At 72.7% G+C, this 22,460-nt stretch carries 20 protein-coding genes and 5 tRNA genes; 8 read left to right on the forward strand and 17 right to left on the reverse strand.

Going from position 1 to position 22,460, the window contains the following annotated elements; genetic code table 11:
* Positions 1-66: 66 nt before the first annotated feature.
* A complete protein-coding gene (gene recG / locus FHX78_RS09625) occupies positions 67-2,274 on the reverse strand; it encodes an ATP-dependent DNA helicase RecG (RefSeq protein ID WP_145867037.1) in 2,208 nt (735 codons plus the stop codon).
* Between the two features lie 185 nt (positions 2,275-2,459).
* Between recG and FHX78_RS09630 the strand changes: the two genes are divergently transcribed.
* Both FHX78_RS09630 and FHX78_RS09635 read left to right on the forward strand, forming a co-directional pair.
* Positions 2,460-4,340 (forward strand): HSP90 family protein, encoded by a 1,881-nt coding sequence (locus tag FHX78_RS09630; RefSeq protein ID WP_145871814.1) that lies wholly within the window; start codon positions 2,460-2,462, stop codon positions 4,338-4,340.
* On the forward strand, positions 4,337-7,273 hold the full coding sequence (locus FHX78_RS09635; protein ID WP_145867038.1) for a tetratricopeptide repeat protein: 2,937 nt from the start codon (positions 4,337-4,339) through the stop codon (positions 7,271-7,273). Before FHX78_RS09630 ends, FHX78_RS09635 begins: the two co-directional genes overlap by 4 nt.
* Before the next feature lie 160 nt (positions 7,274-7,433).
* Here FHX78_RS09635 and FHX78_RS09640 read toward each other — a convergent pair whose 3' ends face one another.
* Positions 7,434-9,197 (reverse strand): DAK2 domain-containing protein, encoded by a 1,764-nt coding sequence (locus FHX78_RS09640; protein ID WP_145867039.1) that lies wholly within the window; start codon positions 9,195-9,197, stop codon positions 7,434-7,436.
* Positions 9,198-9,466: 269 nt separating this feature from the next.
* Here FHX78_RS09640 and rpmB point away from each other — a divergent pair, with 269 nt between their 5' ends.
* On the forward strand, positions 9,467-9,652 hold the full coding sequence (gene rpmB, locus FHX78_RS09645) for a 50S ribosomal protein L28 (RefSeq protein ID WP_003993230.1): 186 nt from the start codon (positions 9,467-9,469) through the stop codon (positions 9,650-9,652).
* Between the two features lie 145 nt (positions 9,653-9,797).
* Here rpmB and thiD read toward each other — a convergent pair whose 3' ends face one another.
* Together thiD and FHX78_RS09655 are read right to left on the reverse strand one after the other, a co-directional pair.
* Positions 9,798-10,604: a bifunctional hydroxymethylpyrimidine kinase/phosphomethylpyrimidine kinase gene (gene thiD / locus FHX78_RS09650; RefSeq protein WP_145867040.1), complete on the reverse strand. Its 807-nt coding sequence runs from the start codon at positions 10,602-10,604 to the stop codon at positions 9,798-9,800.
* A complete protein-coding gene (locus FHX78_RS09655) occupies positions 10,601-11,566 on the reverse strand; it encodes a thiamine-phosphate kinase (RefSeq protein ID WP_145867041.1) in 966 nt (321 codons plus the stop codon). Before FHX78_RS09655 ends, thiD begins: the two co-directional genes overlap by 4 nt.
* 206 nt (positions 11,567-11,772) lie before the next feature.
* Here FHX78_RS09655 and FHX78_RS09660 point away from each other — a divergent pair, with 206 nt between their 5' ends.
* Entirely contained in the window at positions 11,773-12,006 is a 234-nt protein-coding gene (locus tag FHX78_RS09660) for an Lrp/AsnC family transcriptional regulator (RefSeq protein ID WP_037933238.1), read from the forward strand.
* A gap of 20 nt (positions 12,007-12,026) precedes the next feature.
* Positions 12,027-12,527 (forward strand): DUF3515 domain-containing protein, encoded by a 501-nt coding sequence (locus FHX78_RS09665; RefSeq protein WP_145867042.1) that lies wholly within the window; start codon positions 12,027-12,029, stop codon positions 12,525-12,527.
* A 16-nt stretch (positions 12,528-12,543) separates the two neighbouring features.
* Here the strand turns inward: FHX78_RS09665 and FHX78_RS09670 are convergent, their stop codons facing one another.
* The 3 genes from FHX78_RS09670 to FHX78_RS09680 all read right to left on the reverse strand — a co-directional run bounded on the left by FHX78_RS09670 (position 12,544) and on the right by FHX78_RS09680 (position 15,590).
* A complete protein-coding gene (locus FHX78_RS09670) occupies positions 12,544-13,701 on the reverse strand; it encodes a D-alanine--D-alanine ligase family protein (RefSeq protein ID WP_145867043.1) in 1,158 nt (385 codons plus the stop codon).
* Positions 13,702-13,770: 69 nt separating this feature from the next.
* The gene (locus FHX78_RS09675) at positions 13,771-14,781 is read right to left on the reverse strand and encodes an NAD(P)H-dependent glycerol-3-phosphate dehydrogenase (protein WP_145867044.1); all 1,011 of its coding nucleotides are present in this window, start codon (positions 14,779-14,781) and stop codon (positions 13,771-13,773) included.
* Entirely contained in the window at positions 14,778-15,590 is an 813-nt protein-coding gene (locus tag FHX78_RS09680; RefSeq protein ID WP_145867045.1) for a lysophospholipid acyltransferase family protein, read from the reverse strand. Before FHX78_RS09680 ends, FHX78_RS09675 begins: the two co-directional genes overlap by 4 nt.
* Positions 15,591-15,764: 174 nt before the next feature.
* On the opposite strand from FHX78_RS09680, the gene cofC reads away from it, so the two are divergent.
* On the forward strand, positions 15,765-16,403 hold the full coding sequence (gene cofC / locus FHX78_RS09685) for a 2-phospho-L-lactate guanylyltransferase (RefSeq protein ID WP_145867046.1): 639 nt from the start codon (positions 15,765-15,767) through the stop codon (positions 16,401-16,403).
* Between the two features lie 9 nt (positions 16,404-16,412).
* Complete coding sequence (locus tag FHX78_RS09690; protein WP_145867047.1) at positions 16,413-16,616, forward strand: hypothetical protein; 204 nt, start codon at positions 16,413-16,415, stop codon at positions 16,614-16,616.
* Between the two features lie 91 nt (positions 16,617-16,707).
* On the opposite strand, the gene FHX78_RS09695 is transcribed toward FHX78_RS09690, so the two are convergent.
* From FHX78_RS09695 to leuC, 4 genes are all read right to left on the reverse strand, one after another.
* The gene (locus FHX78_RS09695; protein ID WP_145867048.1) at positions 16,708-17,355 is read right to left on the reverse strand and encodes an HU family DNA-binding protein; all 648 of its coding nucleotides are present in this window, start codon (positions 17,353-17,355) and stop codon (positions 16,708-16,710) included.
* A 136-nt stretch (positions 17,356-17,491) separates the two neighbouring features.
* Positions 17,492-17,722: an SCO5555 family protein gene (locus FHX78_RS09700; RefSeq protein ID WP_145867049.1), complete on the reverse strand. Its 231-nt coding sequence runs from the start codon at positions 17,720-17,722 to the stop codon at positions 17,492-17,494.
* Between the two features lie 276 nt (positions 17,723-17,998).
* On the reverse strand, positions 17,999-18,592 hold the full coding sequence (gene leuD, locus FHX78_RS09705) for a 3-isopropylmalate dehydratase small subunit (RefSeq protein ID WP_145867050.1): 594 nt from the start codon (positions 18,590-18,592) through the stop codon (positions 17,999-18,001).
* A gap of 6 nt (positions 18,593-18,598) precedes the next feature.
* Entirely contained in the window at positions 18,599-20,029 is a 1,431-nt protein-coding gene (gene leuC / locus FHX78_RS09710) for a 3-isopropylmalate dehydratase large subunit (RefSeq protein WP_145867051.1), read from the reverse strand.
* A 197-nt stretch (positions 20,030-20,226) separates the two neighbouring features.
* Between leuC and ndgR the strand changes: the two genes are divergently transcribed.
* Positions 20,227-20,940 carry an IclR family transcriptional regulator NdgR gene (gene ndgR, locus FHX78_RS09715; RefSeq protein ID WP_006130487.1) on the forward strand — a complete coding sequence of 238 codons (714 nt, stop codon included), beginning with the start codon at positions 20,227-20,229 and terminating at the stop codon, positions 20,938-20,940.
* Positions 20,941-21,068: 128 nt separating this feature from the next.
* Here the strand turns inward: ndgR and FHX78_RS09720 are convergent.
* The 6 genes from FHX78_RS09720 to FHX78_RS09745 form a co-directional block, all read right to left on the reverse strand.
* A tRNA-Glu gene (locus FHX78_RS09720) sits at positions 21,069-21,141 on the reverse strand.
* Between the two features lie 27 nt (positions 21,142-21,168).
* Positions 21,169-21,240 (reverse strand) — tRNA-Gln (locus tag FHX78_RS09725).
* A gap of 21 nt (positions 21,241-21,261) precedes the next feature.
* A tRNA-Glu gene (locus FHX78_RS09730) sits at positions 21,262-21,334 on the reverse strand.
* 61 nt (positions 21,335-21,395) lie between these two features.
* Positions 21,396-21,468, reverse strand: a tRNA-Glu gene (locus tag FHX78_RS09735).
* A gap of 40 nt (positions 21,469-21,508) precedes the next feature.
* A tRNA-Gln gene (locus FHX78_RS09740) sits at positions 21,509-21,580 on the reverse strand.
* A gap of 91 nt (positions 21,581-21,671) precedes the next feature.
* Positions 21,672-22,403, reverse strand: a complete 732-nt coding sequence (locus FHX78_RS09745; RefSeq protein ID WP_145867052.1) for an HAD family hydrolase — start codon at positions 22,401-22,403, stop codon at positions 21,672-21,674.
* Positions 22,404-22,460 lie beyond the last annotated feature (57 nt).

A 22,460-nucleotide genomic window follows, 5' to 3' on the forward strand; every position in this document is an offset into this window, starting at 1 on the left:
GCTCGATCGGGGGGGGTGGTCGGTCAGGGGGCGGTCGGGGGGTCGGTGGGTGGTCCCACCAGTCTGTCAGCCCTTCTCCAGGTACTGCTCCCGCTCCTCGTCCAGCAGCGCGTCCAGCGCCGTGCGCAGGGCGGGCAGCCGGGTCAGGTCCGGGTCGGCGGCGACGATCCTCATGGCCTCCTCGCGGGCCTCGGCGATGATCTCCTCGTCGTCGATGACGGCGAGCATGCGCAGGCTGGAGCGGGTGCCGGACTGGGCCTGGCCCAGCACGTCGCCCTCGCGGCGCTGCTCCAGGTCGATCCGGGAGAGCTCGAAGCCGTCGAGGGTGGACGCGACGGCGTTGAGCCGCTGCCGGGCGGCGCTCGCCTCGGGCATCTCGGTGACCAGCAGGCACAGGCCGGGCGCCGAGCCGCGCCCGACGCGGCCGCGCAGCTGGTGCAGCTGGGAGACGCCGAAGCGGTCGGCGTCCATGATCACCATCGCGGTGGCGTTGGGCACGTTGACCCCGACCTCGATGACGGTCGTGGCGACCAGGACGTCGGCCTCGCCGGCGGCGAAGCGGCGCATCACGGCGTCCTTGTCGTCGGGCTGCATGCGCCCGTGCAGGACCTCCACCCGCAGCCCCTTCAGCGGCCCCTTCGCGAGCTGATCGGCGATGTCGAGGACGGCGAGCGGGGGCCGCTTCTCGGCCTCGTCCTCGGGGGACTTCTTCTTCGCCGTGCCCTTGGGGGCGTCCTCCTCGTCGCCGATGCGCGGGGAGACCACGTACGCCTGGTGGCCGTTGGCCACCTCCTCGCGGACCCGCTCCCAGGCGCGGGCGAGGAAGTGCGGCTTGTCGGCGGCCGGGACGACATGGCTGGCGATCGGGGAGCGCCCGGCCGGCAACTGGTCGAGGACGGAGGTCTCCAGGTCGCCGAAGACGGTCATGGCGACCGTGCGCGGAATGGGCGTGGCGGTCATGACCAGCAGGTGCGGGGGCTGTTTGCCCTTGCCGCGCAGGGCGTCGCGCTGCTCCACGCCGAAGCGGTGCTGTTCGTCGACCACGACCAGGCCCAGGTCGTGGAACCGCACCTTGTCCTCGATCAGCGCGTGCGTGCCGATGACGATGCCGGCCTCGCCGGTGGCCAGGTCGAGCAGGGCGTGGCGGCGGGCCGCCGCTCCCATGGATCCGGTGAGCAGCACCACCTTGGTGGCGCCGTCCGCTCCCCCGAGCATCCCGCCCTCGGCCAGCTCGCCCATCATCTCGGTGACCGACCGGTGGTGCTGCTGGGCGAGCACCTCGGTGGGCGCGAGCATCGCGGCCTGCCCGCCCGCGTCGACGACGGCGAGCATGGCGCGCAGGGCGACCATGGTCTTGCCGGAGCCGACCTCGCCCTGGAGCAGCCGGTGCATGGGGTGTTCGGTGGCGAGGTCGTCGAAGATCTCCCGGGAGACCTTCTGCTGGCCCTCGGTGAGGGTGAAGGGGAGGCGGTCGTCGAAGGCGGTGAGGAGGCCGTCCGGCTTCGGCCGGCGGGCGACGGCCGGGAGCTGCGCGTCGGCGTGGCGGCGGCGGGCCAGGGCGACCTGGAGGACGAAGGCCTCGTCCCACTTGAGGCGGGCGCGGGCGTCCTCGATGTCGGCCTTGGTGTGCGGGCGGTGGATCTTCAGCAGGGCCTCGGGGAGCGGGACCAGCGCGCGGCCGTCGCGCAGGGACTCCGGGAGCGGGTCGACGGCCTCCTGGGCGCTGGGCAGGACCGTCTGGAGCGCCTTGCCGATCTTCCAGGACTCCAGCTTGGCCGTGGCCGGGTAGATCGGGATGAGGGCGCCGGCCCAGGTCTCGACCGTCTCCTCGGTGTCGCCGCGCAGCAGTTCGTAGGCGGGGTGGGCGAGTTGGAGACGGCGGTTGAAGACGGAGACCTTGCCGGCGAACAGCGCGCGGGTGCCCGGCAGCAGTTCCTTGTGCGGTTTGTGGACACCGGCGCCGAAGAAGACCAGTTGCAGCCGGCCGCTGCCGTCCGTGATGGTCACCTCCAGTCGCTGGCCCTTGCCGCGCGGGGCCTTGGCGGAGGCGAAGGTGTGCAGCCGGGCGTCGGCGACCTGGGCGACCACCGTGACGTGCTCGTCCATGGGGAGGTCGGCGAGGTGGGTGAGCTGGCCGCGCTCCTCGTACCGGCGCGGATAGTGGTGGAGGAGGTCGCCGACCGTGTGCAGGCCGAGGTGCTCGGCCATCACCTTCGCGGTGGCGGGGCCGAGCACCTTCTTCAGTGGTTCTTCCAGTGCGGGCACGGGATCCATTGCACACCACGGCACCGACAATGGGTGGGCCGCGGGGCTGCCGCTTCGGTCAAGTCTGAGAAAACCCCTGGTCAGACGGTGAACCCGGCTCTAGGATGGCGCGCTCCGGCTCCCTTCGCGGTCACCGTCCCACCGGGACCGCCCGACCCCGCGCCGTCGCGAGTCCCCCCACCGGCGCCGTGATGATGGACTCCCAGACCTCTTCCAGCTCAGAGGCGTCCGACGCCTCCCAGGCACCTCAACCGTCCCCGACGTCCCAGGCACCTCACACCTTCCAGGTCGACCTGCGCGGTCTGGTCGACCTGCTCTCCCACCACCTCTACTCCAGTCCCAAGGTCTATCTGCGCGAGCTGCTGCAGAACGCCGTGGACGCGATCACCGCCCGGCGTGCCGGGGATCCGGACGCCCCGGCCCGGGTGCGGCTGTCCGTGGACGCGGGCTCCCTGCGGGTGGACGACACCGGCGTGGGGCTCACCGAGGCGGACGTGCACAGCCTGCTCGCGACCATCGGGCGCAGTTCGAAGCGCGCGGAGGGGCTGCAGGAGGCCCGTTCGGACTTCCTCGGGCAGTTCGGCATCGGCCTGCTCGCCTGTTTCGTGGTCGCCGAGCGGATCCGCGTCGTCAGCCGCAGCGCCCGTACGCCCGGTGCGCCGCCCGTGGAGTGGACGGCCCGGGACGACGGTTCGTACACCGTGCGGACGCTGCCGGACGAGGCGCGGCCCGAACCGGGCACCACCGTGCACCTGGTGGCGCGGGCGGGGGCGGCCGAGTGGCTGGCCGAGGACCGGGTGCTCTCCCTGGCCCGGGACTTCGGCTCCCTGCTGCCGTACGACGTGCGGGTGGGCGAGGAGGCGGTCACCGATCTGCCGGCGCCGTGGGACCGGTCGTACCCGGGCCCGGCGGCGCGCCGGGTGGCGCTCGCCCGGCACTGCCACGAGCTGTTCGGCTTCACACCGCTGGACACGATCGACCTGGACGTGCCGCTGGCCGGGATCCGCGGGGTGGCGTACGTGCTGCCGTCGGCGGTCAGTCCGGCCGGGCGCGCGGGCCACCGGGTGCATCTGAAGGGGATGCTGCTGACCGAGCGGGCGGAGCAGCTGCTGCCCGACTGGGCGTTCTTCGTGCGCTGCGTCCTGGACACCGACAGCCTGCGTCCCACCGCGTCCCGCGAGTCGCTGTACGAGGACGAGACGCTGGCCGGGGTGCGGGAGGCGCTGGGCGAGCGGATCCGCGGCTGGCTGACGGCGCTGGCCGCCGGTGATCCGGAGCGGCTGGCCGCGTTCCTGTCCGTGCACCACCTGGGTGTGAAGTCGCTGGCCCGGCACGACCGGGAGATGCTGCGCACCATGCTGCCGTGGCTGCCGTTCGAGACCACCGACGGGCGGCTGTCCCTGGAGGAGTTCGCGCAGCGGCACCCGGTGGTGCACTTCACGCGGACGGTCGAGGAGTACCGGCAGGTCGCGCCGATCGCGTCCGCACAGGGCATCGGCGTGGTCAACGGCGGTTACACCTACGACAGCGAGCTGGTCGAGGCGCTGCCCTCGGTGCGGCCGGGCACGGCGGTGGCCGAGCTGGACGCGGACACGGTGACCGCGCACCTGGACGCGGTCGACCCGGCACAGGAGCTGGCCCTGTCCGGCTTCCTGGCCGCCGCGCGGGCCAGGCTGGACCCGCTGGGCTGTGACGTCGTGCTGCGTTCCTTCCACCCGCTGTCGGTGCCCGCGCTGCACCTGGACGACCGGGAGGCCCGGCACGAGCAGGCCCGGGCCGAGGCCGAGGAGCGGGCCGACGACCTGTGGGCCGGCATCCTCGGCTCGCTGCGCGGCAGTGCCCCGCGCGCGCGTCTGGTGCTCAACCACCTCAATCCGCTGGTGCGGCGGATCAGTGCGCTGGGCGAGCCCGAGCTGATCGGCACCGCCGCGGAGTCCCTGTACGGGCAGGCGCTGCTCATGGCGCAGCGGCCGCTGCGGCCGGCCGACTCGGCGCTGCTGAACCGGGCGTTCATGGGCCTCCTGGAGTGGGCCACGCACGCCGACGACGACTCCCAGGGGGGCGGTCACCGATGAGCGGGATCACGGACTTCGACTCCTTGCGCCAGGCGATGGCGGAGAACTCCGAGCAGCCGGAGGGCCCGGCCCGCAACGCCCGCGCGGAGCAACTGCTCGCGGAGGCCGAGAAGCTGGACATCCCGCTCGCCGTGATCGAGGCGCTCGGGCACCAGCTGAAGGTCTACAACTACAGCTCCGAGAAGGCGAAGATGTTCGTCCCGTTCGCGCGGCTGCTGCGCATGTGGGACGAGCGGCCCGAGGACTTCGACGAGTACGAGACGCACTCGCTGCACTGGGTGTTCAAGTGGATGTCGGCCGGCATGCTCCACCAGCCGCACATCCCGCTCGCCTCGATCGAGAAGTGGCTCGGCGAGATGGAGCACCGCTACCGGCTCGCCGGGCATTCGGAACGGGCCGTGCGCAGCGCCGAGTTCCACGTCGCCTCCCACATCGGCGACACGGCGCGGGCGGAGCGGGCGTACGCCGCGTGGCTGGCCGCCGACCGGGACTCCATGGCCGACTGCCACGCCTGCGAGCTGCAGGGGCAGGGCGGGTGGCAGGCGGAGCGCGGCCGGGACGAGGAGGCGCTGGAGCTGTGGCGGCCGGTGCTGGAGGGCGAGTTCACCTGCGCCCATGAGCCGCACACGGTGCTCGCGGCCTCCCTCGTGCCGCTGCTGCGCCTCGGCCGGGTGGACGAGGCCCGCGCACACCACCTGCGCGGGTTCCGGCTCGTCCGGTCGATGGAGAGCATGCGGGGCGCGTACGCGGACCACGTGGAGTTCTGCGCGCTGACCGGCAACGAGGCGCGCGGCCTCGAACTCCTCGCGGAACGTCCGGCGTACTTCACGGACGAGGGGCATCCGCGCAGCAAGCTGGACTACCTGAGCGTGGTGACCCTGCTCATGGACCGGCTGGCCGAACTCGGGATGGGCGGGCAGCCGGTGCCGGGTCCGGCCGGGCGGACCTGGACCGCGGCGGAGCTCGGCGCGCACGCGCGGGCGGAGGCGCTCGCCCTGGCGGCACGCTTCGACGAGCGCAACGGCACCCCGCACGTCGGCGAGCGGGTGCGCGCGCGCATGGCGCGGCGTCCGCTGGTGGAGCGGCTGCCGCTGGGCGTGCGGGCGTCGGGCGCGGTCCCGGCGCGGCGGCCGGTGGTGCGGGCCGACGAGCCGCCGCGGGCGGCGGGTACGGCGGCCGGTGAGCCGGGGGTGCCCGGGCTGCTCGCCGAGGCGCGGCGGCTGTCGGACGCGCTCCGGCCGAACGCCGTCGAGGCGTGGGCGGCGGTGGCGCGGGCGGCGGCCGCGGAGGGCTTCGAGCTCGCGGCACGCGACCGCGCGGAGATCGCCGACCACGAGGCGATGGACCTCGGGCCCGCGGGCGCGGACCTCTTCGAGCGGGCGGCCGAGCTGTACGCGGAGGCGGGCGACCCCGGGGAGGCCCTGGCGGCACGCGCGCGCGGGGCGTTCGTCCGGGCGCTGGCCGGCGAGCTCGACGAGGCGCTCGCGGCGGTCACCGGACCGTACGAGCAGGTCCTCGCGCTGTACGCGGACGGCGGCACGGGGATACGGCAGACGGCGTCGGTGCTGATGGCGCGGGCGCGGATCCTGATGCGGCGGGTGCACGCGGCCGAGGGGACGCCCGGGGAGGCCGTCCTCGCCGACGCCGGGACCGCCGTGCGCGCGGTGCTGGCGCTCGTCGAGGAGCACACCGGCGAGGACGTGCGGCTCGCCGCGCGGGCCGCCGAGGCGTACGCCATGTCCGGGGAGCTGGCGGGTCACGACGACGTCGAGCGGGCGGCGGAGCTGTTCGCCCGGGCCGCCGAGGAGTTCAACGGGGCGGGGCTGCCGTGGTTCGCGGTGGAGTACGAGGTCCGGCTGGCCCAGCTCGCCCACCACCTCGGCGACGCGGCCGGGGCGGAGCGGGCACTGCGGGCGGCCCTGGAGCACGGCGGACCGTATCTGGAGCCGGCCGGACGGGCACAGCTGCACCTCCAGCTCGGGGAACTCGCCGAGGGGAACGGCCGCGTGCGGGAGGCCGCCGAACAGGCCCTGGAGGCGGCGCACTGGGCCGACGAGGCGGGCGAGGGCCCCACGCTGGGCGCGTGGGCGCGGCATCGGCTCGGCGGGTATCTGCTGGGGCAGGGGCGGTGGGCGGAGGCGGCGGAGGTGCTGGAGTCCGCGCTGCCGGACATCACCGCCGAGACGCACGGCGACGGGGCGGTCGTCCAGACGCTGTGGTGGCTCGGGGACTGCCTCGGGGAGCTGGGGGAGCACCGGGCGGCCGCCGAGCGGCGGCTGCGGGCGGCGGAGATCGCCCGGCACTGGCCCGAGCAGCGGGACCACGCCGTGCTGGCCCACATGGCCGCGTCCAGCCTGGAGCGGGCGGACCTTCCCGACGAGGCGGCACAGGCGTACGCGCGCGCGAGCGACCTGTGGCGCACGATCGGCGACGCGTCCGGGCTGATCCGCTCGCTGCGCGCCCGCGCGTGGCTCGCGCTGCGCGCGGAGGACGGGCGGGACGCGGCACGCGCGCTGATGGCGGAGGCGGTCGGGGAGTGCGAGGCGGCGCGGGAGGCGGCCGGGGACGACGAGACCCGCGCGCGGCTCGCCGCCGAGCTGGGCGACACGCTCCGCCAGTTCGCGGAGCTGCTGGTCCGGTCGGCGGGCGGGGACGGCGAGGCGGCCGGGGAGGCGGTGTCCCTGCTGGACCGCGCGATCGCCGCGTTCACTCCCCTCGGCCCGGGCGCGCTGGACGACCGCGTCCAGGCGGAGCTCGCCGCGGCCTGGCTGGAGGCCGACCTGGACCGGCCCGCCGCCGCGGCGGCACGCGCGCGTGCCGTACTGGCCGCGTACGAGGACGCGCCCGGGGAGGACGAGACCGTCCGCACCCGGCGCGCGGAGGCGGAACACCTGCTGGGCCTCATGGCGGAACGGGGCGACGCCGACGGCTGACCCGGGGGGCGCCCGTGCGGACGGCCTCCGGGAGCGTCCGCACGGTCACGCCCCGCGGGAGACCGTTCGGGCGGGCGGCGTCGGCCCGCTCACCGGCGTCGGGCGCGCCGGACCCCGCCGGACCGGCTCCGGCGACGTGCGGCCGGTGGCCGGACGGGGGTCACTCGACGCCGATGAGGAGGAGGGCGCCCTGTCTGCCGCCCTGGTAGACCACCGTGTCCACGGCGAGGTAGCCCTCACGGACCCTGCTCTCCAGGTGGGCGGCTATGGACCGCGGGGCGTCGTCGCCGAGGACCAGGGTGACCAGTTCGCCGCCGGCCGCGAGCATGCGGTCAAGGACGGCCTCGGCGGTGGCCGTCAGGTCCTGCCCGATCACGGCCACGTCCCCGTCGACCAGGCCGAGGACGTCCCCCGCCTGGCAGATGCCCGCCATGGTCCAGGCCTGGCGCTCGGCGACGGTGACCTCGGCGTAGCGGGTCGCGCCCGCCGCCGACGTCATCGCCACCACGTCCTCGTCGAAGCGGCGCTCCGGTTCGTGCACCGCCAGCGCCGCGATGCCCTGGACCGCGGAGCGGGTCGGGATGAGGGCGACCCGGATGCCCTCGTTCCGGGCCTGCTCGGCCGCCGCGGCGGCGGTGTGGCGCAGCTCGGCGTCGTTGGGCAGCAGCACCACCTCCCGCGCGTGCGCACGCCGTACGGCCTGGACGAGCTCACCGCTCGCGGGCGGCTCCCCCGGGCGGGCGAGCACGGTGGTCGCGCCGGCCTCGGCGTAGAGCCCTGCCAGGCCCTCGCCGGGCACCACGGCCACGACGGCCCGCTCGGCGCGTTCCTGCCGCACCCGCTCGGCTCCCGTCGTGTGGACGTCCCCGGCGCCGAAGTGGGTGATGCGGATCCGGTACGGCCGTCCGGCCTCGACGCCGGCCTCCACGGCGGCGCCCGCGTCGTCGACATGGACGTGGACGTTCCACAGCCCGTCCCCGCCGACCACGACGAGCGAGTCGCCCAGCCCGTCGAGCCGCTCCCGCAACCGCGCGACGGCCGCGTCCGCGGCCTCCAGCAGGTAGATCACCTCGAAGGCGGGCCCCGCCGCGGCACCGCCGTCCGCGCACTCCGCGCCGGCCTCGCAGGACCGCGCGCCCGCGTGCCCCTCCCCCGCGTCCACGACCCCGGCCGTGCGCCCGGCTTCCGCCCCCCGCTCCTGGAACCCGGGGCCGGCGGCCCGTACGGACCCGCTCCCGCGTGCCCCCGGCGTCGGCAGGCCCCGCGGCACCTCCCCCGTGAACGTCTCCACCAGGGCCGCGAGCACCGCCACCAGTCCCCTGCCGCCCGCGTCCACCACCCCCGCGCGCCTCAGCACGGCCAGCCGCTCCGGTGTCTCGGCCAGGGCCACGCGGGCCCCCTCGTACGCCACCCGCGCCACCGCCCCGCAGTCGCCCCGCGCACCGCCGGCGGCGTCGGCGGCGGCCGAGGCGACGGTGAGGACCGTGCCCTCGACGGGGTGGGCCACGGCCTGGCGCGCGGAGTCGGCCGCCCGCCGCAGCGCCCGCCCCAGTCCGGGGCCGTCGGCACCGGCCGGGGCCTCTTCACCGGCCAGTTCCTGGGCCATCCCCCGCAGCAGCTGCGCCAGGATCGTCCCGGAGTTCCCGCGGGCCCCGATCAGTGCCCCGTGCGCCATCGCCCGTACGGCGTCGGCCAGCGTCGGCCGCCGGTCCCCGCCGGCCTCGTGACCGGCGAACACGGCCTCCACCGCGGCGGTCGCCGATTCGAGCGTCAGATAGAGATTGGTTCCGGTGTCGCCGTCCGCCACGGGATAGACGTTGATCGCGTCGATCTCCTCACGGGCCCGGCCCAGCGCATCGAGCGCGAGACCGCACCAGGCACGCACCGCGAGAGCATCGAGGAATGTCTGCGGCACCTGCGCCACCTGCGCCTCCCTGAGCTGCCGACCGTGGCACGCAGCGTAGACCGTGGGCCACCGCCCACCGGAAGAGGGCCGCAGGCGGGCCCCTGAGCTGCCATGGTAGTTTCGTTCTACGGGTGCAGCCGTTGTATGCTGCTCCGGTTGCCCGATCTGATCGGGCCTCTCCCCTGGCAACGCCACTCAGATCCCGCCGGACTCACCTCGAGTCCGGGATCTTGATCCCGGCATGCCGGGATCAACCGTAAGTGCATCTGAAGTCTTTGGAGTGACCCGTGGCTGCCAACTGCGACGTCTGCGGCAAGGGGCCGGGCTTCGGCAACAACATCTCGCACTCGCACCGCCGTACGTCCCGTCGCTGGAACCCGAACATCCAGCGTGTGCGTACCGTGGTCGGCGGGACGCCGAAGCGCGTGAACGCCTGCACCTCGTGCATCAAGGCCGGCAAGGTCTCGCGCTGACGCTTTCGCTGAGCGCGCGGCCACAGCCGGTTTCGCCGCAACAGCCGGTCCACCCTCTGGGTGGGCCGGCTTTTTGCTGTGATCCGGTGCGCCGGCGATCGGCGAGCCGCCCTTCCCGGCCGACGGCCGGGAAGGCGCCACCGTGCTAGCCCGGCGGGTTCGGCTTCCAGCCGTGGTGCACCGGGCCGATGCCCGCGCCCAGGGCGAACCCGGACGCTATGGCCCCGGTGACGTAGTCCTTGGCCGCCCGCACCGCCTCCGGTACGGAGCGCCCCTTCGCCAGTTCCGACGCGATCGCCGACGCCAGCGTGCAGCCCGTGCCGTGGGTGTGGCGGTTGTCGTGCCTCGGGGCCCGCAGCCAGTGCTCCTCGGACCCGTCGGTGAGCAGGTCCACGGCGTCACCGGACAGGTGGCCGCCCTTGATCACCACCCAGCGCGGTCCGAACGCCAGCACCGCCTCCGCCGCCCGGCGCAGATCACGCTCCGATTCGACCCGTATGTCCGTGAGTTGCGCCACTTCGTCCAGGTTCGGGGTGGCCACCGTCGCCACCGGCAGCAGCCGCGTCCGTACGGAGTCCAGCGCGGAGGACGCGAGCAGCGGGTCCCCGTGCTTGGAGACGCCCACCGGGTCGACCACCGCCGGCGCGTCCGTGCCGGCGATCAAGTCGGACACCGCCTCGACCAGTTCGGCGGAGGACAGCATGCCGGTCTTGACCGCCTGCACGCCGATGTCGTCGACGACACTGCGGTACTGGGCGCGCACCGCCTCCACCGGCAGTTCCCAGGCGCCCTGCACGCCCAGGGAGTTCTGCGCGGTGACCGCGGTGAGCACGCTCATGCCGTGCACGCCGAGCGCCAGCATCGTCTTCAGGTCGGCCTGGACGCCCGCGCCGCCGCCCGAGTCGGAGCCGGCGACGGTGAGCACCCGGGGCGGGGCGGCGCGGCCGCTCATGACTCGATGTCCCCGAAGTGGTCCCAGCCGCCCTGGGCGGTCCACGCCGCCCCGTCGACCGTCACCTGCGGCAGCGCCGAGGGGTTGAGCACCTCGCCGATCACCTTCCAGCGGGCGGGCAGCTTCACGTCCGGCGGGAAGGTCGCCACGATCGCGTGGTCCTCTCCCCCGGTCAGCACCCACTGCATGGGGTCGACGCCGACGGCCTGGCCGATGTCGTTCATCTGCGAGGGGATGTCGATCGCCCCGGAGCGGATGTCGATCCGCACCTTGCTGGCCTCGGCGATGTGCCCGAGGTCGGCGATCAGCCCGTCGCTGACGTCGCACATCGCGGTCGCGCCCAGTCCGGCGGCGGCGGGGCCCGCGTGGTACGGCGGCTCAGGGCGCCGGTGCGCCTCCACGAAGGCGCGCGGCGAGCGGAAACCGCGGGAGAGCACCGCGTACCCGGCGGCGGACCAGCCCAGCCAGCCGGTCACCGCGACGAGGTCGCCCGGCTGTGCGCCGCCCCGGGTGACAGGCTCCTGGTTGCGCAGGTCGCCGAGCGCGGTGATCGACACCATGATGGTGTCGCCGCGCACCACGTCACCGCCGACCACGGCGGCGCCCGCGACCTGGCACTCGTCGCGCAGGCCGTCCATCAGCTCGCTGGGCCAGGTCACCGGCAGCTCCGCCGGGACGACGAGGCCGAGCAGCAGCCCGGTCGGCACGGCGCCCATGGCGGCGATGTCGGCGAGGTTCTGGGCGGCGGCCTTGCGGCCGACGTCGTAGGCCGTGGACCAGTCGCGGCGGAAGTGCCGCCCTTCCAGCAGGATGTCGGTGCTGGCCACGACCCTGCGGTCGGGCGCGGAGACCACCGCGGCGTCGTCGCCGGGGCCGACCCGGACCGCCGGGGTGGTGGTGAGACGGGAGGTGAGCTCCCTGATGAGCCCGAACTCCCCGAGCTCACCAACAGTGCCCTTCATTGCCCTTTCGCCCCTTCTGTCCCTGTCCGTGCCCGGTCGCGAGTCGTCCGAGTCCTCGCTACGGTCGAGGTGACCGTCAACTTCTCTCGTGCCTGTACCCCGGCGCGCAAGGCCCGGTTCCCGCAGGTCTCCCCGCGAGGAGCGGCGACGCGATACCGTGGCGTTCCTTTTCCCCACATGATCCTCGTGGCCGCCCTGGAGGTTCCGTGGTACAGGCGTACATCCTGATCCAGACGGAGGTCGGCAAAGCGTCGACCGTCGCCGAGCTGATCGGCAAGATCCCTGGAGTGATCCAGGCCGAGGACGTGACCGGACCGTACGACGTGATCGTGCGCGCCCAGGCCGACACCGTCGACGACCTGGGACGGATGGTGGTCGCCAAAGTGCAGCAGGTGGACGGCATCACCCGCACCCTGACCTGCCCGGTCGTCCATCTGTAGCCCCCGTCTACCCTGTGCCGGTGAACTCTTTCCGTCACCGGCACACCGTTGCGTCCGCACTCGCGGTGCTGATCACCGCCGTGGGCTGCTCCTCAGCAGACGACAGCGCGTCCGCGGCGGTTCCCAGCCCGGACGCGAAGGTCACCGACCTGTGTCAGAACCTGGACAAGGTCCTGCCGACGACGGTGGACGGTGAGAGTCGCGACGATCCCGAACCCGCGTCCGAACTGACCGCGGGCTGGGGCGGCGTGGCGATCATACTGCGGTGCGGTGTGGAGCGGCCGCCCAAGATGGCCGACCCCAAGGTGGCCAACGGCCACGACGCCGACGCGGTGCCCGGCGGTGTCAACGGCGTGGACTGGCTGATGGAGAAGCAGGACGACGGCGTCCAGCGCTTCACCACCGCCAACCGCGAGGCGTACGTGGAGGTCCGGGTGACCGACGGGCGGGACAGCACCGGTGTGCTGATCGACCTCGCCCCGGCCGTGAAGAAGGCGATCCCCGAGGGGATCGCCTTCTGAAGCGTGCCCGCGCCGCTCAGCGCAGCCCGGTGGAGCGCCGCAGCGCCGCCCGCACCAGCAGGTCCACCAGCTCCGGGTAGCTCACCCCGGTGGCCTGCCACATCTGCGGGTACATCGAGATGGGCGTGAAGCCGGGCATGGTGTTGATCTCGTTGATCACGAACTCGCCGTCCTCGGTGAGGAAGAAGTCCGCGCGGACCAGCCCCTCGCAGGAGGCCGCGTCGAACGCCTCGACCGCGAGCCGCCGCACCTCGGCCGTCTCCTCGTCGGTCAGCGGCGCGGGCACGAGGCCGGGCGTGGAGTCGATGTACTTGGCCTCGAAGTCGTAGTACGCGTGCGCGTCCGGCGGCGGGATCTCGGCCGGCAGCGAGGCGCGCGGGCCGTCCTCGAACTCCAGCACGCCGCACTCGATCTCGCGGCCGCGCAGGGCCGCCTCGACGAGGATCTTCGGGTCGTGGCGCTGGGCCTCGGCGATCGCCTCGTCCAGCCCGGAGAGGTCCTCGACCTTGGTGATGCCGATCGACGAGCCCGCGCGCGCGGGCTTCACGAACAGCGGCCAGCCGTGCTCCGCCGCGAAGTCGACGATCCTCCTGCGGGCGGCGGCCTCGTCCTGCCGCCACTCGCGCGGCCGGATCACCAGGTACGGGCCGACCTTGAGCCCGAAGGAGGTGAACACCCGCTTCATGTACTCCTTGTCCTGGCCGACGGCCGAGGCGAGCACGCCCGAGCCGACATAGGGGACGCCGGAGAGTTCCAGGAGGCCCTGGAGGGTGCCGTCCTCGCCGTAGGGGCCGTGCAGCACCGGGAAGACCACGTCGACCTCGCCGAGCGCCTTGGGCACGGAGCCGGGCTCGCTGTAGACGACTTCACGGCTGGCGGGGTCGACGGGGAGCACCACCGCGCCCTCCGCCGACTCGGCGAGCTGGTCGACGCTGGGCGTACGGCGGTCGCTGATCGCCATGCGGTCCGGCTCGTCGGCGGTGAGCGCCCAGCGGCCGTCCTGCGTGATGCCGATCGGCAGGACGTCGTACGCGGTCCGGTCGATGGCCTTGAGGACGGCGCCGGCCGTGACCACGGAGATCCCGTGCTCGGAGCTGCGCCCGCCGAACACGACGGCCACACGCGGCTTGCGGGACGGCTGCCCGGGGCTCTGGGGAGTGTTCTCGGTGCTCATATCGCGATGAGACTACCCGCCCGTAGGGCCGCGAGACAGCGTCGGTGGGCCGTGTGGCGCGGCCGTCGCTCAGCGTCGTTCGGGCTTCGCGCTGCGCGACATCAGCTCCTTGACGGCGACCACGGGAGGCTTGCCCTCGTGCACGATGCCGACGACCGTCTCGGTCAGCGGCATGTCGACGCCGTGCCGGCGCGCCAGATCCAGCACCGACTCGCACGACTTGACGCCCTCGGCGGTCTGCTTGGTGACCGCGATGGTCTCCTCCAGGGTCAGGCCCTTGCCGAGGTTGGTGCCGAAGGTGTGGTTGCGCGACAGCGGCGAGGAGCAGGTGGCCACCAGGTCGCCCAGGCCCGCGAGTCCGGAGAAGGTCAGCGGGTCGGCGCCGAGCGCGACGCCGAGCCGGGTGGTCTCGGCGAGACCGCGGGTGATGAGGGAGCCCTTGGCGTTGTCCCCGAGCCCCATGCCGTCCGCGATGCCCACGGCGAGACCGATCACGTTCTTCACGGCACCGCCCAGTTCGCAGCCGATGACGTCGGTGTTGGTGTACGGCCGGAAGTACGGGGTGTGGCAGGCGGTCTGGAGCCGCTGGGCGACGGACTCGTCGGTGCAGGCCACCACGGCGGCGGCGGGCATCCGGGCGGCGATCTCGCGGGCCAGGTTGGGCCCGGTGACCACGGCGATGCGGTCGGCGTCCACCTTGGCGACGTCCTCGATCACCTCGCTCATCCGCATGGCGGAGCCGAGTTCGACGCCCTTCATCAGCGACACCAGGACGGTGCGGGGCGCGAGCAGCGGCGCCCAGTCGGCGAGGTTGCCGCGCAGCGTCTGCGAGGGGACGGCGAGGACGGTGAAGTCGGCGCCCCGCGCGGCCTCGGCGGGGTCGGCGGTGGCCCGCAGGTTCTTCGGGAGTTCGACTCCGGGCAGGTAGTCGGGGTTGGTGCGGGTGGAGTTGACCGCTTCGGCGAGTTCGGGGCGCCGCCCCCACAGCACGACGTCGCAGCCCGCGTCCGCGAGGACCATGCCGAAGGCCGTCCCCCACGATCCGGTGCCGAAGACGGCCGCCTTGACCGGCTTGCTCACGTGCCCAGCCCCTCTTCCCGCGCGGTGGGCCTGCCGCCCCGCGTCCGGTCGTGCCTCGATCGGTCCTGCCGCCGCTGCGCGTGCGTCCTGCGGCGCTGTTCGATCCGCTCCCGGCGCGGGTCGTAGGGCACCTCGGGGGCCTTCTCGCCGCGGATCTGCTCCAGCTGGCGGGTGACGGCCGCCATGATGGCCTCGGTCGCCTCCTTGAGCAGCTCCGGGGTCATCTCCCGGTCGTAGAAGCGGTCGAGGTCGACCGGGGGGCCCGCCAGCACGCGGTGGGTCTTGCGCGGCAGGAGGCTGGGCTTCTTGGCGTACGGCGGCAGCAGCTCGTTGGCGCCCCACTGGGCGACCGGGATCACGGGGCACTTGGTCTGCAGGGCGACGCGCGCGGCACCGGTCTTGCCGGTCATGGGCCAGCCGTCCGGGTCGCGGGTGAGGGTGCCCTCGGGGTAGAAGGCGACGCATTCGCCGCGCTCCACGGCGTCGATCGCGGCCCGGAAGGCGCTGAGCGCGTCCGTGCTCTCGCGGTAGACGGGGATCTGCCCGGTGCCGCGCATCGCCGCGCCGATGAATCCCTTGTTGAAAAGCCCGCTCTTCGCGAGGAATCGCGGAACGCGTCCGGTGTTGTACTGGAAGTGCGCGTAGGCGAAGGGATCGATGTGCGAATTGTGGTTCACCGCGGTGATAAATCCACCCTCGGCCGGAATGTTCTCCATTCCGCGCCAGTCCCGCTTGAGCAGAACCACCAGCGGCGGTTTGCAGAGAACCGCGGCGAAGCGGTACCAGAAGCCGATTCTGCGGCGCGGCACGAGTACACCTTCCTCTTCCGAATGACGGGCCCGGGGCCCGGACCCGGAGGCCAGGCGGGCCGCACAAGTGTCGCCCCGGGCCGCCGGTCTGTCGAGAACACCGTACGCCCCGGCCCGCCCCCCACCCGGTGCACCGGGGGACAATGGCCGTGACAAGAGAGGGACGCGACACTCGTGCAGTGGACCCTGGTGGTACCCCTGAAGCCGCTGGCCCAGGCCAAGAGCAGGCTCTCGGACACCGCGGACGACGGTCTGCGCCCCGGCCTCGCGCTCGCCTTCGCGCAGGACACGGTGGCCGCCGCGCTGGAATGCCCGGCGGTACGCGATGTGGTGGTCGTCACGAACGACGGCCTGGCCTCCCGTGAGCTGGCCGCATTGGGCGCCGCAATCGTCCCCGACGAGCCGCGCGACGGCCTGAACGCCGCTTACGCGCATGCCGCGGCGGTGGTGAACGCCTCCCGGCGCGCGGCGTGCGTGGCCGCCCTGAACGCCGATCTCCCGGCCCTTCGCCCGCCGGAACTGGCCCGTGTTCTCGATACGGCCGCCGCCTTTCCCCGCGCCTTCCTCGCCGATGCCGCGAGGACCGGCACGACATTGCTGACCGCGGCCCGCGGCCGGGAATTGCGCCCGCTCTTCGGTCCCGATTCCCGCATCCGGCACCGCACGTCCGGTGCCGTGGAACTGTCCCTGGACGCGGTGGATTCCGTACGGCAGGACGTGGACACCGGCGACGACCTGCGGGCGGCGCTGGCGCTGGGGGTGGGCCCCCACACGGCGGCGGTCGCCGCGCGGATGCTGACGACGGAGCAGTAGGCTGCCGCCATGCAGGCCACCGCGTACACGTACGACCCCGACAGCCGCAGCGGCCAGGTGCTCCTGGACGACGGCACGCCGGTACCCTTCGACGCCCCGGCGTTCGACGCGGGGGGCCTGAGACTGCTGCGTCCCGGGCAGCGGGTGCGCATCGAGACCGAGGGCGAGGGCGAGGCCCGGCGGATTACGCTGGTGACGCTGCACACGTTCTGACCGTCCCGGCCGCCGGCCGGGCCCGGACACACCGCGGGCCGGACTCCTCGACGGAGTCCGGCCCGGCGCGTGAGAACCCTCTGCCCGCCCCTTACTTCTTGCGGGCGGTGGTCTTCTTGGCGGTGGTCTTGCGGGCGGTCGACTTCTTGGCGGGAGCCTTCGTGGCCGTCGCCTTCTTCGCCGGGGCCTTCTTGGCGGTCGTCTTCTTCGCCGCCGTGGTCTTCGCGGTCGCCGCGGTCTTCGCGGGCGCCTTCTTCGCGGGGGTGGCCTTCTTCGCGGCCGCCGTCTTGGTGGTGGCCTTCTTCGCCGGAGCCTTCTTGGCGGTGGCGGCCTTCTTCGCGGTGGCGGCCTTCTTCGCCGTCGTCTTCTTGGCGGCGGCCTTCTTCACCGTCGCCGCGGCGCCGCCGGTCAGGCTGCCCTTGGGCGCCTTCTTCACCGAGACCTCACCGCCGCGCGGCAGCTTCTTGGAGCCGCTGACCAGGTCCTTGAAGCCCTGGCCGGCACGGAAGCGCGGCACGGAGGTCTTCTTGACCCGGACCCGCTCGCCGGTCTGGGGGTTGCGGGCGTAGCGGGCCGGGCGGTCGACCTTCTCGAACGAACCGAAGCCGGTGACCGAGACCCGCTCACCCGCGACGACCGCGCGGACGATGGCGTCCAGTACGTGGTCGACAGCCTCGGCGGCCTGCTGGCGGCCGCCCACCTTGTCGGCAATCGCTTCTACGAGCTGCGCCTTGTTCACGTCTTCCCCTTCGGAGACATCGCCAGAACGAAAGTGTTCAAGCTTTTTCGCACGTTAGGCAGATATATACCGCAAATCAAACACGAAACGGGCTAATCACCCTTGTGCCGCAACGAACTCGACTGTCTCGACTGGTTCAGCGTTCCTCGTCGGGGAATCGACCCTCGTCGAGGTCCGTGATGAACCGCTCCAGACGCCTTGCCGCATCGGCGAGATCGTGCTTGGCCGCGGCCGTAATGACCAGCAGCTTCCGGGTCAGCGCCATCCGTACGCCCTCCGGGACTTGCAGTGCGCGCACCTTTGCATGCGCTTCTTTCAGCTGGACCGCGACTGCCGTATAGAGCTCGAGTTGGCCGTCGTGTTCCATGCACAGATTGTGCCATCTGGGGCGAGTTGTCGCCTGCGCAGGGGGCAACTGGCACCTCGGACGGCCTTCCGTGCACGCGCGAGGAGCACGGTCACGTGACACGTGTACCCCAGCAACCACCTTCATAACGTGGCAAGTTGGCGCCCCTCAAGAGGGCGCGCGGGGCCGAACGGGTGCAGACACGGCCGTACCCCCGATCGGGCCGATCGGGGGTACGGGAGGGAGATGCGGTGGCCGAAAGTAGACCTCCGGTGAGGACTTCGACCGGGCCTTGGCTCAGGCCGTGAGCGTCCTCGGCTTGAAGGACGGGCGCTTCGCCTCGTACGCGGCGATGTCCGCCTCGTTCTGCAGCGTGATGGAGATGTCGTCGAGCCCGTTCAGCAGCCGCCAGCGGGAGTTCTCGTCGAGCTCGAAGGCGGCGGTGATCCCCTCGGCGCGCACCTCGCGGGTCTCCAGGTCGACGGTGATCTCCGCGGTGGGGTCGGCCTCGGTGAGCTCCCACAGCGCGTCGACGGTCCGCTGGTCGAGGACCACCGTGAGCAGGCCGTTCTTCAGCGAGTTGCCGCGGAAGATGTCGGCGAAGCGGGAGGAGATCACGGTCTTGAAGCCGTAGTTCTGCAGCGCCCAGACGGCGTGCTCACGGGAGGAGCCGGTGCCGAAGTCGGGGCCGGCGACCAGCACCGTTGCGCCCTGCCGCTCGGGGCGGTTGAGCACGAACTCCGGGTCCTTGCGCCAGGCCTCGAACAGTCCGTCCTCGAATCCGTCCCGCGTCACCTTCTTGAGCCAGTGCGCCGGGATGATCTGGTCGGTGTCGACGTTGCTGCGGCGCAGCGGGACGGCCCGGCCGGTGTGGGTGGTGAATGCTTCCATGACTGATCAGACTCCAGCGGGCGTACGGGCGTCGGCTGCGGCGAGGTCGGCCGGGGAGGCCAGGTGACCGAGGACCGCGGTGGCCGCGGCGACCTGCGGGGACACCAGGTGGGTGCGGCCGCCCTTGCCCTGCCGGCCCTCGAAGTTGCGGTTGGAGGTGGAGGCGGAGCGCTCGCCGGGGGCGAGCTGGTCGGGGTTCATGCCCAGGCACATGGAACAGCCCGCGTGCCGCCACTCGGCGCCGGCCTCCTTGAAGACCACGTCCAGGCCCTCGGAGACGGCCTGGAGACCGACCCGCGCGGAGCCCGGGACGACCAGCATCCGCACGCCGTCGGCGACTTTGCGGCCCTTGATGATGTCCGCGGCGGCCCGCAGGTCCTCGATGCGGCCGTTGGTGCAGGAACCTACGAAGACGGTGTCCACGCCGATGGAGCGCAGCGCCTGGCCGGCCTCCAACCCCATGTACTCCAGGGCCTTTTCGGCGGCGAGCCGCTCCGAGGCGTCTTCGTACGAAGCCGGGTCGGGGACGGACGCCGAAAGCGGAGCGCCCTGGCCGGGGTTGGTGCCCCAGGTGACGAACGGCGACAGTTCGGCGGCCTCGATGACCACCTCGGCGTCGAACTCGGCGTCGTCGTCGGACCTGAGCGTCTTCCAGTAGGCGACGGCCGCGTCCCAGTCCTCGCCCTTGGGGGCGTGCGGACGGCCCTCGAGGTAGGCGAAGGTGGTCTCGTCGGGGGCGATCATGCCCGCGCGGGCGCCGGCCTCGATCGACATGTTGCAGATGGTCATCCGGGCCTCCATCGAGAGCTTCTCGATGGCCTCGCCGCGGTACTCCAGGACGTAGCCCTGGCCGCCGCCGGTGCCGATCTTCGCGATGATCGCCAGGATGAGGTCCTTGGCCGTGACGCCGTCGGGCAGTTCGCCGTTGACCGTGATCGCCATGGTCTTCGGGCGGGCCATCGGCAGTGTCTGCGTGGCGAGCACGTGCTCGACCTGGGAGGTGCCGATGCCGAAGGCCAGACCGCCGAAGGCGCCGTGCGTGGAGGTGTGCGAGTCTCCGCAGACGACGGTCATGCCCGGCTGGGTCAGACCCAGCTGGGGGCCGACGACGTGGACGACGCCCTGCTCGACGTCGCCCAGCGGGTGCAGCCGCACGCCGAAGTCGGCGCAGTTCTTGCGCAGCGTCTCCAGCTGGACCCGGGAGACCGGGTCGGCGATGGGCTTGTCGATGTCGAGCGTCGGGGTGTTGTGGTCCTCGGTCGCGATGGTGAGGTCCAGGCGGCGCACGGGGCGGCCGTTCTTGCGGAGGCCGTCGAAGGCCTGCGGGCTGGTCACCTCGTGCAGCAGGTGCAGATCGATGAAGAGGAGGTCGGGCTCGCCCTCGGCGCGCCGGACGACGTGGTCGTCCCAGACCTTCTCCGCGAGTGTCCTACCCATCGCTTTCCCTTCGGCCGGCACGAACCGCTCCGGCCCAACTAGAGATCTGTGCGAAGACGGCGCCCACACCCCTGGTTCCGGGCGTCCGCCGCCGGGCCCGGTGGTCCACGGGCCGCATTGCTTCCGTACGTCCAGAGTGGCGTGTTCCACGGAAAATTGAACTTGCGTTTCACAGAGTGAGACGCGAGTATCGTTTCATGGACAACAGTAGCGGCGTCGGCGTTCTGGACAAGGCGGCCCTCGTCCTGAGCGCTCTGGAGTCCGGTCCGGCCACCCTCGCGGGGTTGGTCGGGGCGACCGGACTGGCACGACCCACGGCCCACCGCCTGGCCGTGGCGCTGGAGCACCACCGCATGGTGGCGCGCGACATGCAGGGCCGCTTCATTCTCGGCCCCCGCCTGGCCGAGCTGGCCGCGGCGGCCGGCGAGGACCGGCTGCTCGCCACGGCTGGCCCGGTGCTCACCCACCTCCGGGACGTCACCGGGGAGAGCGCCCAGCTCTACCGCCGCCAGGGCGACATGCGCATCTGCGTCGCCGCCGCGGAGCGTCTGTCGGGCCTGCGCGACACCGTGCCGGTGGGCTCCACGCTGACGATGAAGGCCGGCTCCTCGGCGCAGATCCTGATGGCCTGGGAGGAGCCCGAGCGGCTGCACCGCGGCCTCCAGGGCGCCCGCTTCACGGCGACGGCCCTGTCGGGCGTACGGCGTCGCGGTTGGGCCCAGTCGATCGGCGAGCGCGAACCGGGCGTCGCCTCGGTCTCGGCGCCGGTGCGCGGCCCCTCGAACCGGGTGGTGGCCGCCGTCTCGGTCTCCGGCCCCATCGAGCGGCTGACCCGCCACCCGGGCCGTATGCACGCCCAGGCCGTCATCGACGCCGCCGCCCGTCTCTCCGAGGCGCTGCGCCGCTCCTGATCCTCTCCGCACCTCTCCCGTGGGGAGGGGCCCGCCTCAACGCCGCGGCGGGCCCTTCCCCCGGATCGACCGGGTGCGGGTCCGGGAACGCCGAAAGCCCTCCACCGAAGTGGAGGGCTTTCCCTGTGTACCCCCGACCGGATTCGAACCGGCGCTACCGCCTTGAGAGGGCGGCGTGCTAGGCCGCTACACAACGGGGGCGTGGATCATGCGTTTCCGCAGATCCTGCTGGTCTACCTGGACTCGAACCAAGACTAACTGAACCAGAATCAGTCGTGCTGCCAATTACACCATAGACCAATGATGGTTTAGACCAGTCAGTACCCCCGACCGGATTCGAACCGGCGCTACCGCCTTGAGAGGGCGGCGTGCTAGGCCGCTACACAACGGGGGCCCTAGCGATCCTGCATCGAGCGCAGTGGGAGCTACCCTGCTGCCCTCGCGGGAAGGATCTGTACCCCCGACCGGATTCGAACCGGCGCTACTGCCTTGAGAGGGCAGCGTGCTAGGCCGCTACACAACGGGGGCTTTGCGGATGAGATCCGCGGGTGCAGATGAGCTCTGCGAGCTGGCCTACCTGGACTCGAACCAAGACTAACTGAACCAGAATCAGTCGTGCTGCCAATTACACCATAGGCCACTGGAACGCAAGCCCCTGAGGGGTTCTTGTTCTAGTTGTACGCTTCGGGGCTCCGGCCTTCCGGCCCGCTCCCCGCGGCGCAGGAAGAACATTACCCGAAGGTGGACGGGGCTCCAAAACGAGTATCGGCGCGCAGCAGCGAGGGGAGTTCGGCGAGGGAGGCGATGCGGCGCGGCCCCACGGGCGGCTCGACGGTGGCGTACGCGCCGCCGCGGTCGATCCACACCGACAGCAGCCCGGCCGCCGCGGCGCCCCGCCCGTCGATCTCCGGGTGGTCCCCGACGTACGCCACCTGGTCCGGGGGCAGGGCCAGGGCCTCGCAGGCGGCGAGGAAGGCGCGGGCCTCGGGCTTGGAGACGCCCAGTTCGGCGGCGCACAGGATGGTCTCGAAGCGGTCGTGCAAACCGAGCACGCGCAGCTTGCGGTCCTGGACGTGGAGGCTGGAGTTGGAGAGCACCGCGTGGCGGTAGCCGGCGGCGAGGGCGTCGAGGACGGGCAGCACGTCCGGGAAGAGGGCCCAGGCGGACTCGTAGTGGACCATGTAGCGCCGGAACCAGTCCTCGGCCTCGGCGTCGGTCAGTTCGCGTTCCAGGAAGACCCGGGTGCGGTCGCGCCGCTGGGTCTCGAAGTCCACCTCGCCCGCGGAGAACCGCGCCCACTGCTGCTCGGTGATCTCCCGCCAGCGGGTGAGCGCCTCCTCGACGGAGGGGTACCGGGAGAGCAGCCCCTCGGCCAGCAGATGGGCCCGCATGCCCTCGCGGTCGGCGGAGGTGTAGTCGAAGAGGGTGTCGTCCACGTCCCACACGACGGCTCGGATGACCATGCCCCCGACGGTACCCGCGGACGCCGCGGGGGCGGCAGCCGTGTGCGGCTGCCGCCC

The sequence above is a fragment of the Streptomyces capillispiralis genome (assembly GCF_007829875.1).
Taxonomy (GTDB): Bacteria; Actinomycetota; Actinomycetes; order Streptomycetales; family Streptomycetaceae; genus Streptomyces; species Streptomyces capillispiralis.

What these genes read in the sequence shown, in the direction of transcription:
- recG (WP_145867037.1), bottom strand. Translation starts at nt 2,274, where the DNA reads ATGGATCCCGTGCCCGCACTGGAAGAACCACTGAAGAAGGTGCTCGGC.
- FHX78_RS09630 (WP_145871814.1), top strand. Translation starts at nt 2,460, where the DNA reads ATGGACTCCCAGACCTCTTCCAGCTCAGAGGCGTCCGACGCCTCCCAG.
- FHX78_RS09635 (WP_145867038.1), top strand. Translation starts at nt 4,337, where the DNA reads ATGAGCGGGATCACGGACTTCGACTCCTTGCGCCAGGCGATGGCGGAG.
- thiD (WP_145867040.1), bottom strand. Translation starts at nt 10,604, where the DNA reads ATGAGCGGCCGCGCCGCCCCGCCCCGGGTGCTCACCGTCGCCGGCTCC.
- FHX78_RS09655 (WP_145867041.1), bottom strand. Translation starts at nt 11,566, where the DNA reads ATGAAGGGCACTGTTGGTGAGCTCGGGGAGTTCGGGCTCATCAGGGAG.
- FHX78_RS09670 (WP_145867043.1), bottom strand. Translation starts at nt 13,701, where the DNA reads ATGAGCACCGAGAACACTCCCCAGAGCCCCGGGCAGCCGTCCCGCAAG.
- FHX78_RS09690 (WP_145867047.1), top strand. Translation starts at nt 16,413, where the DNA reads ATGCAGGCCACCGCGTACACGTACGACCCCGACAGCCGCAGCGGCCAG.
- FHX78_RS09700 (WP_145867049.1), bottom strand. Translation starts at nt 17,722, where the DNA reads ATGGAACACGACGGCCAACTCGAGCTCTATACGGCAGTCGCGGTCCAG.
- leuD (WP_145867050.1), bottom strand. Translation starts at nt 18,592, where the DNA reads ATGGAAGCATTCACCACCCACACCGGCCGGGCCGTCCCGCTGCGCCGC.
- leuC (WP_145867051.1), bottom strand. Translation starts at nt 20,029, where the DNA reads ATGGGTAGGACACTCGCGGAGAAGGTCTGGGACGACCACGTCGTCCGG.
- ndgR (WP_006130487.1), top strand. Translation starts at nt 20,227, where the DNA reads ATGGACAACAGTAGCGGCGTCGGCGTTCTGGACAAGGCGGCCCTCGTC.
- FHX78_RS09745 (WP_145867052.1), bottom strand. Translation starts at nt 22,403, where the DNA reads ATGGTCATCCGAGCCGTCGTGTGGGACGTGGACGACACCCTCTTCGAC.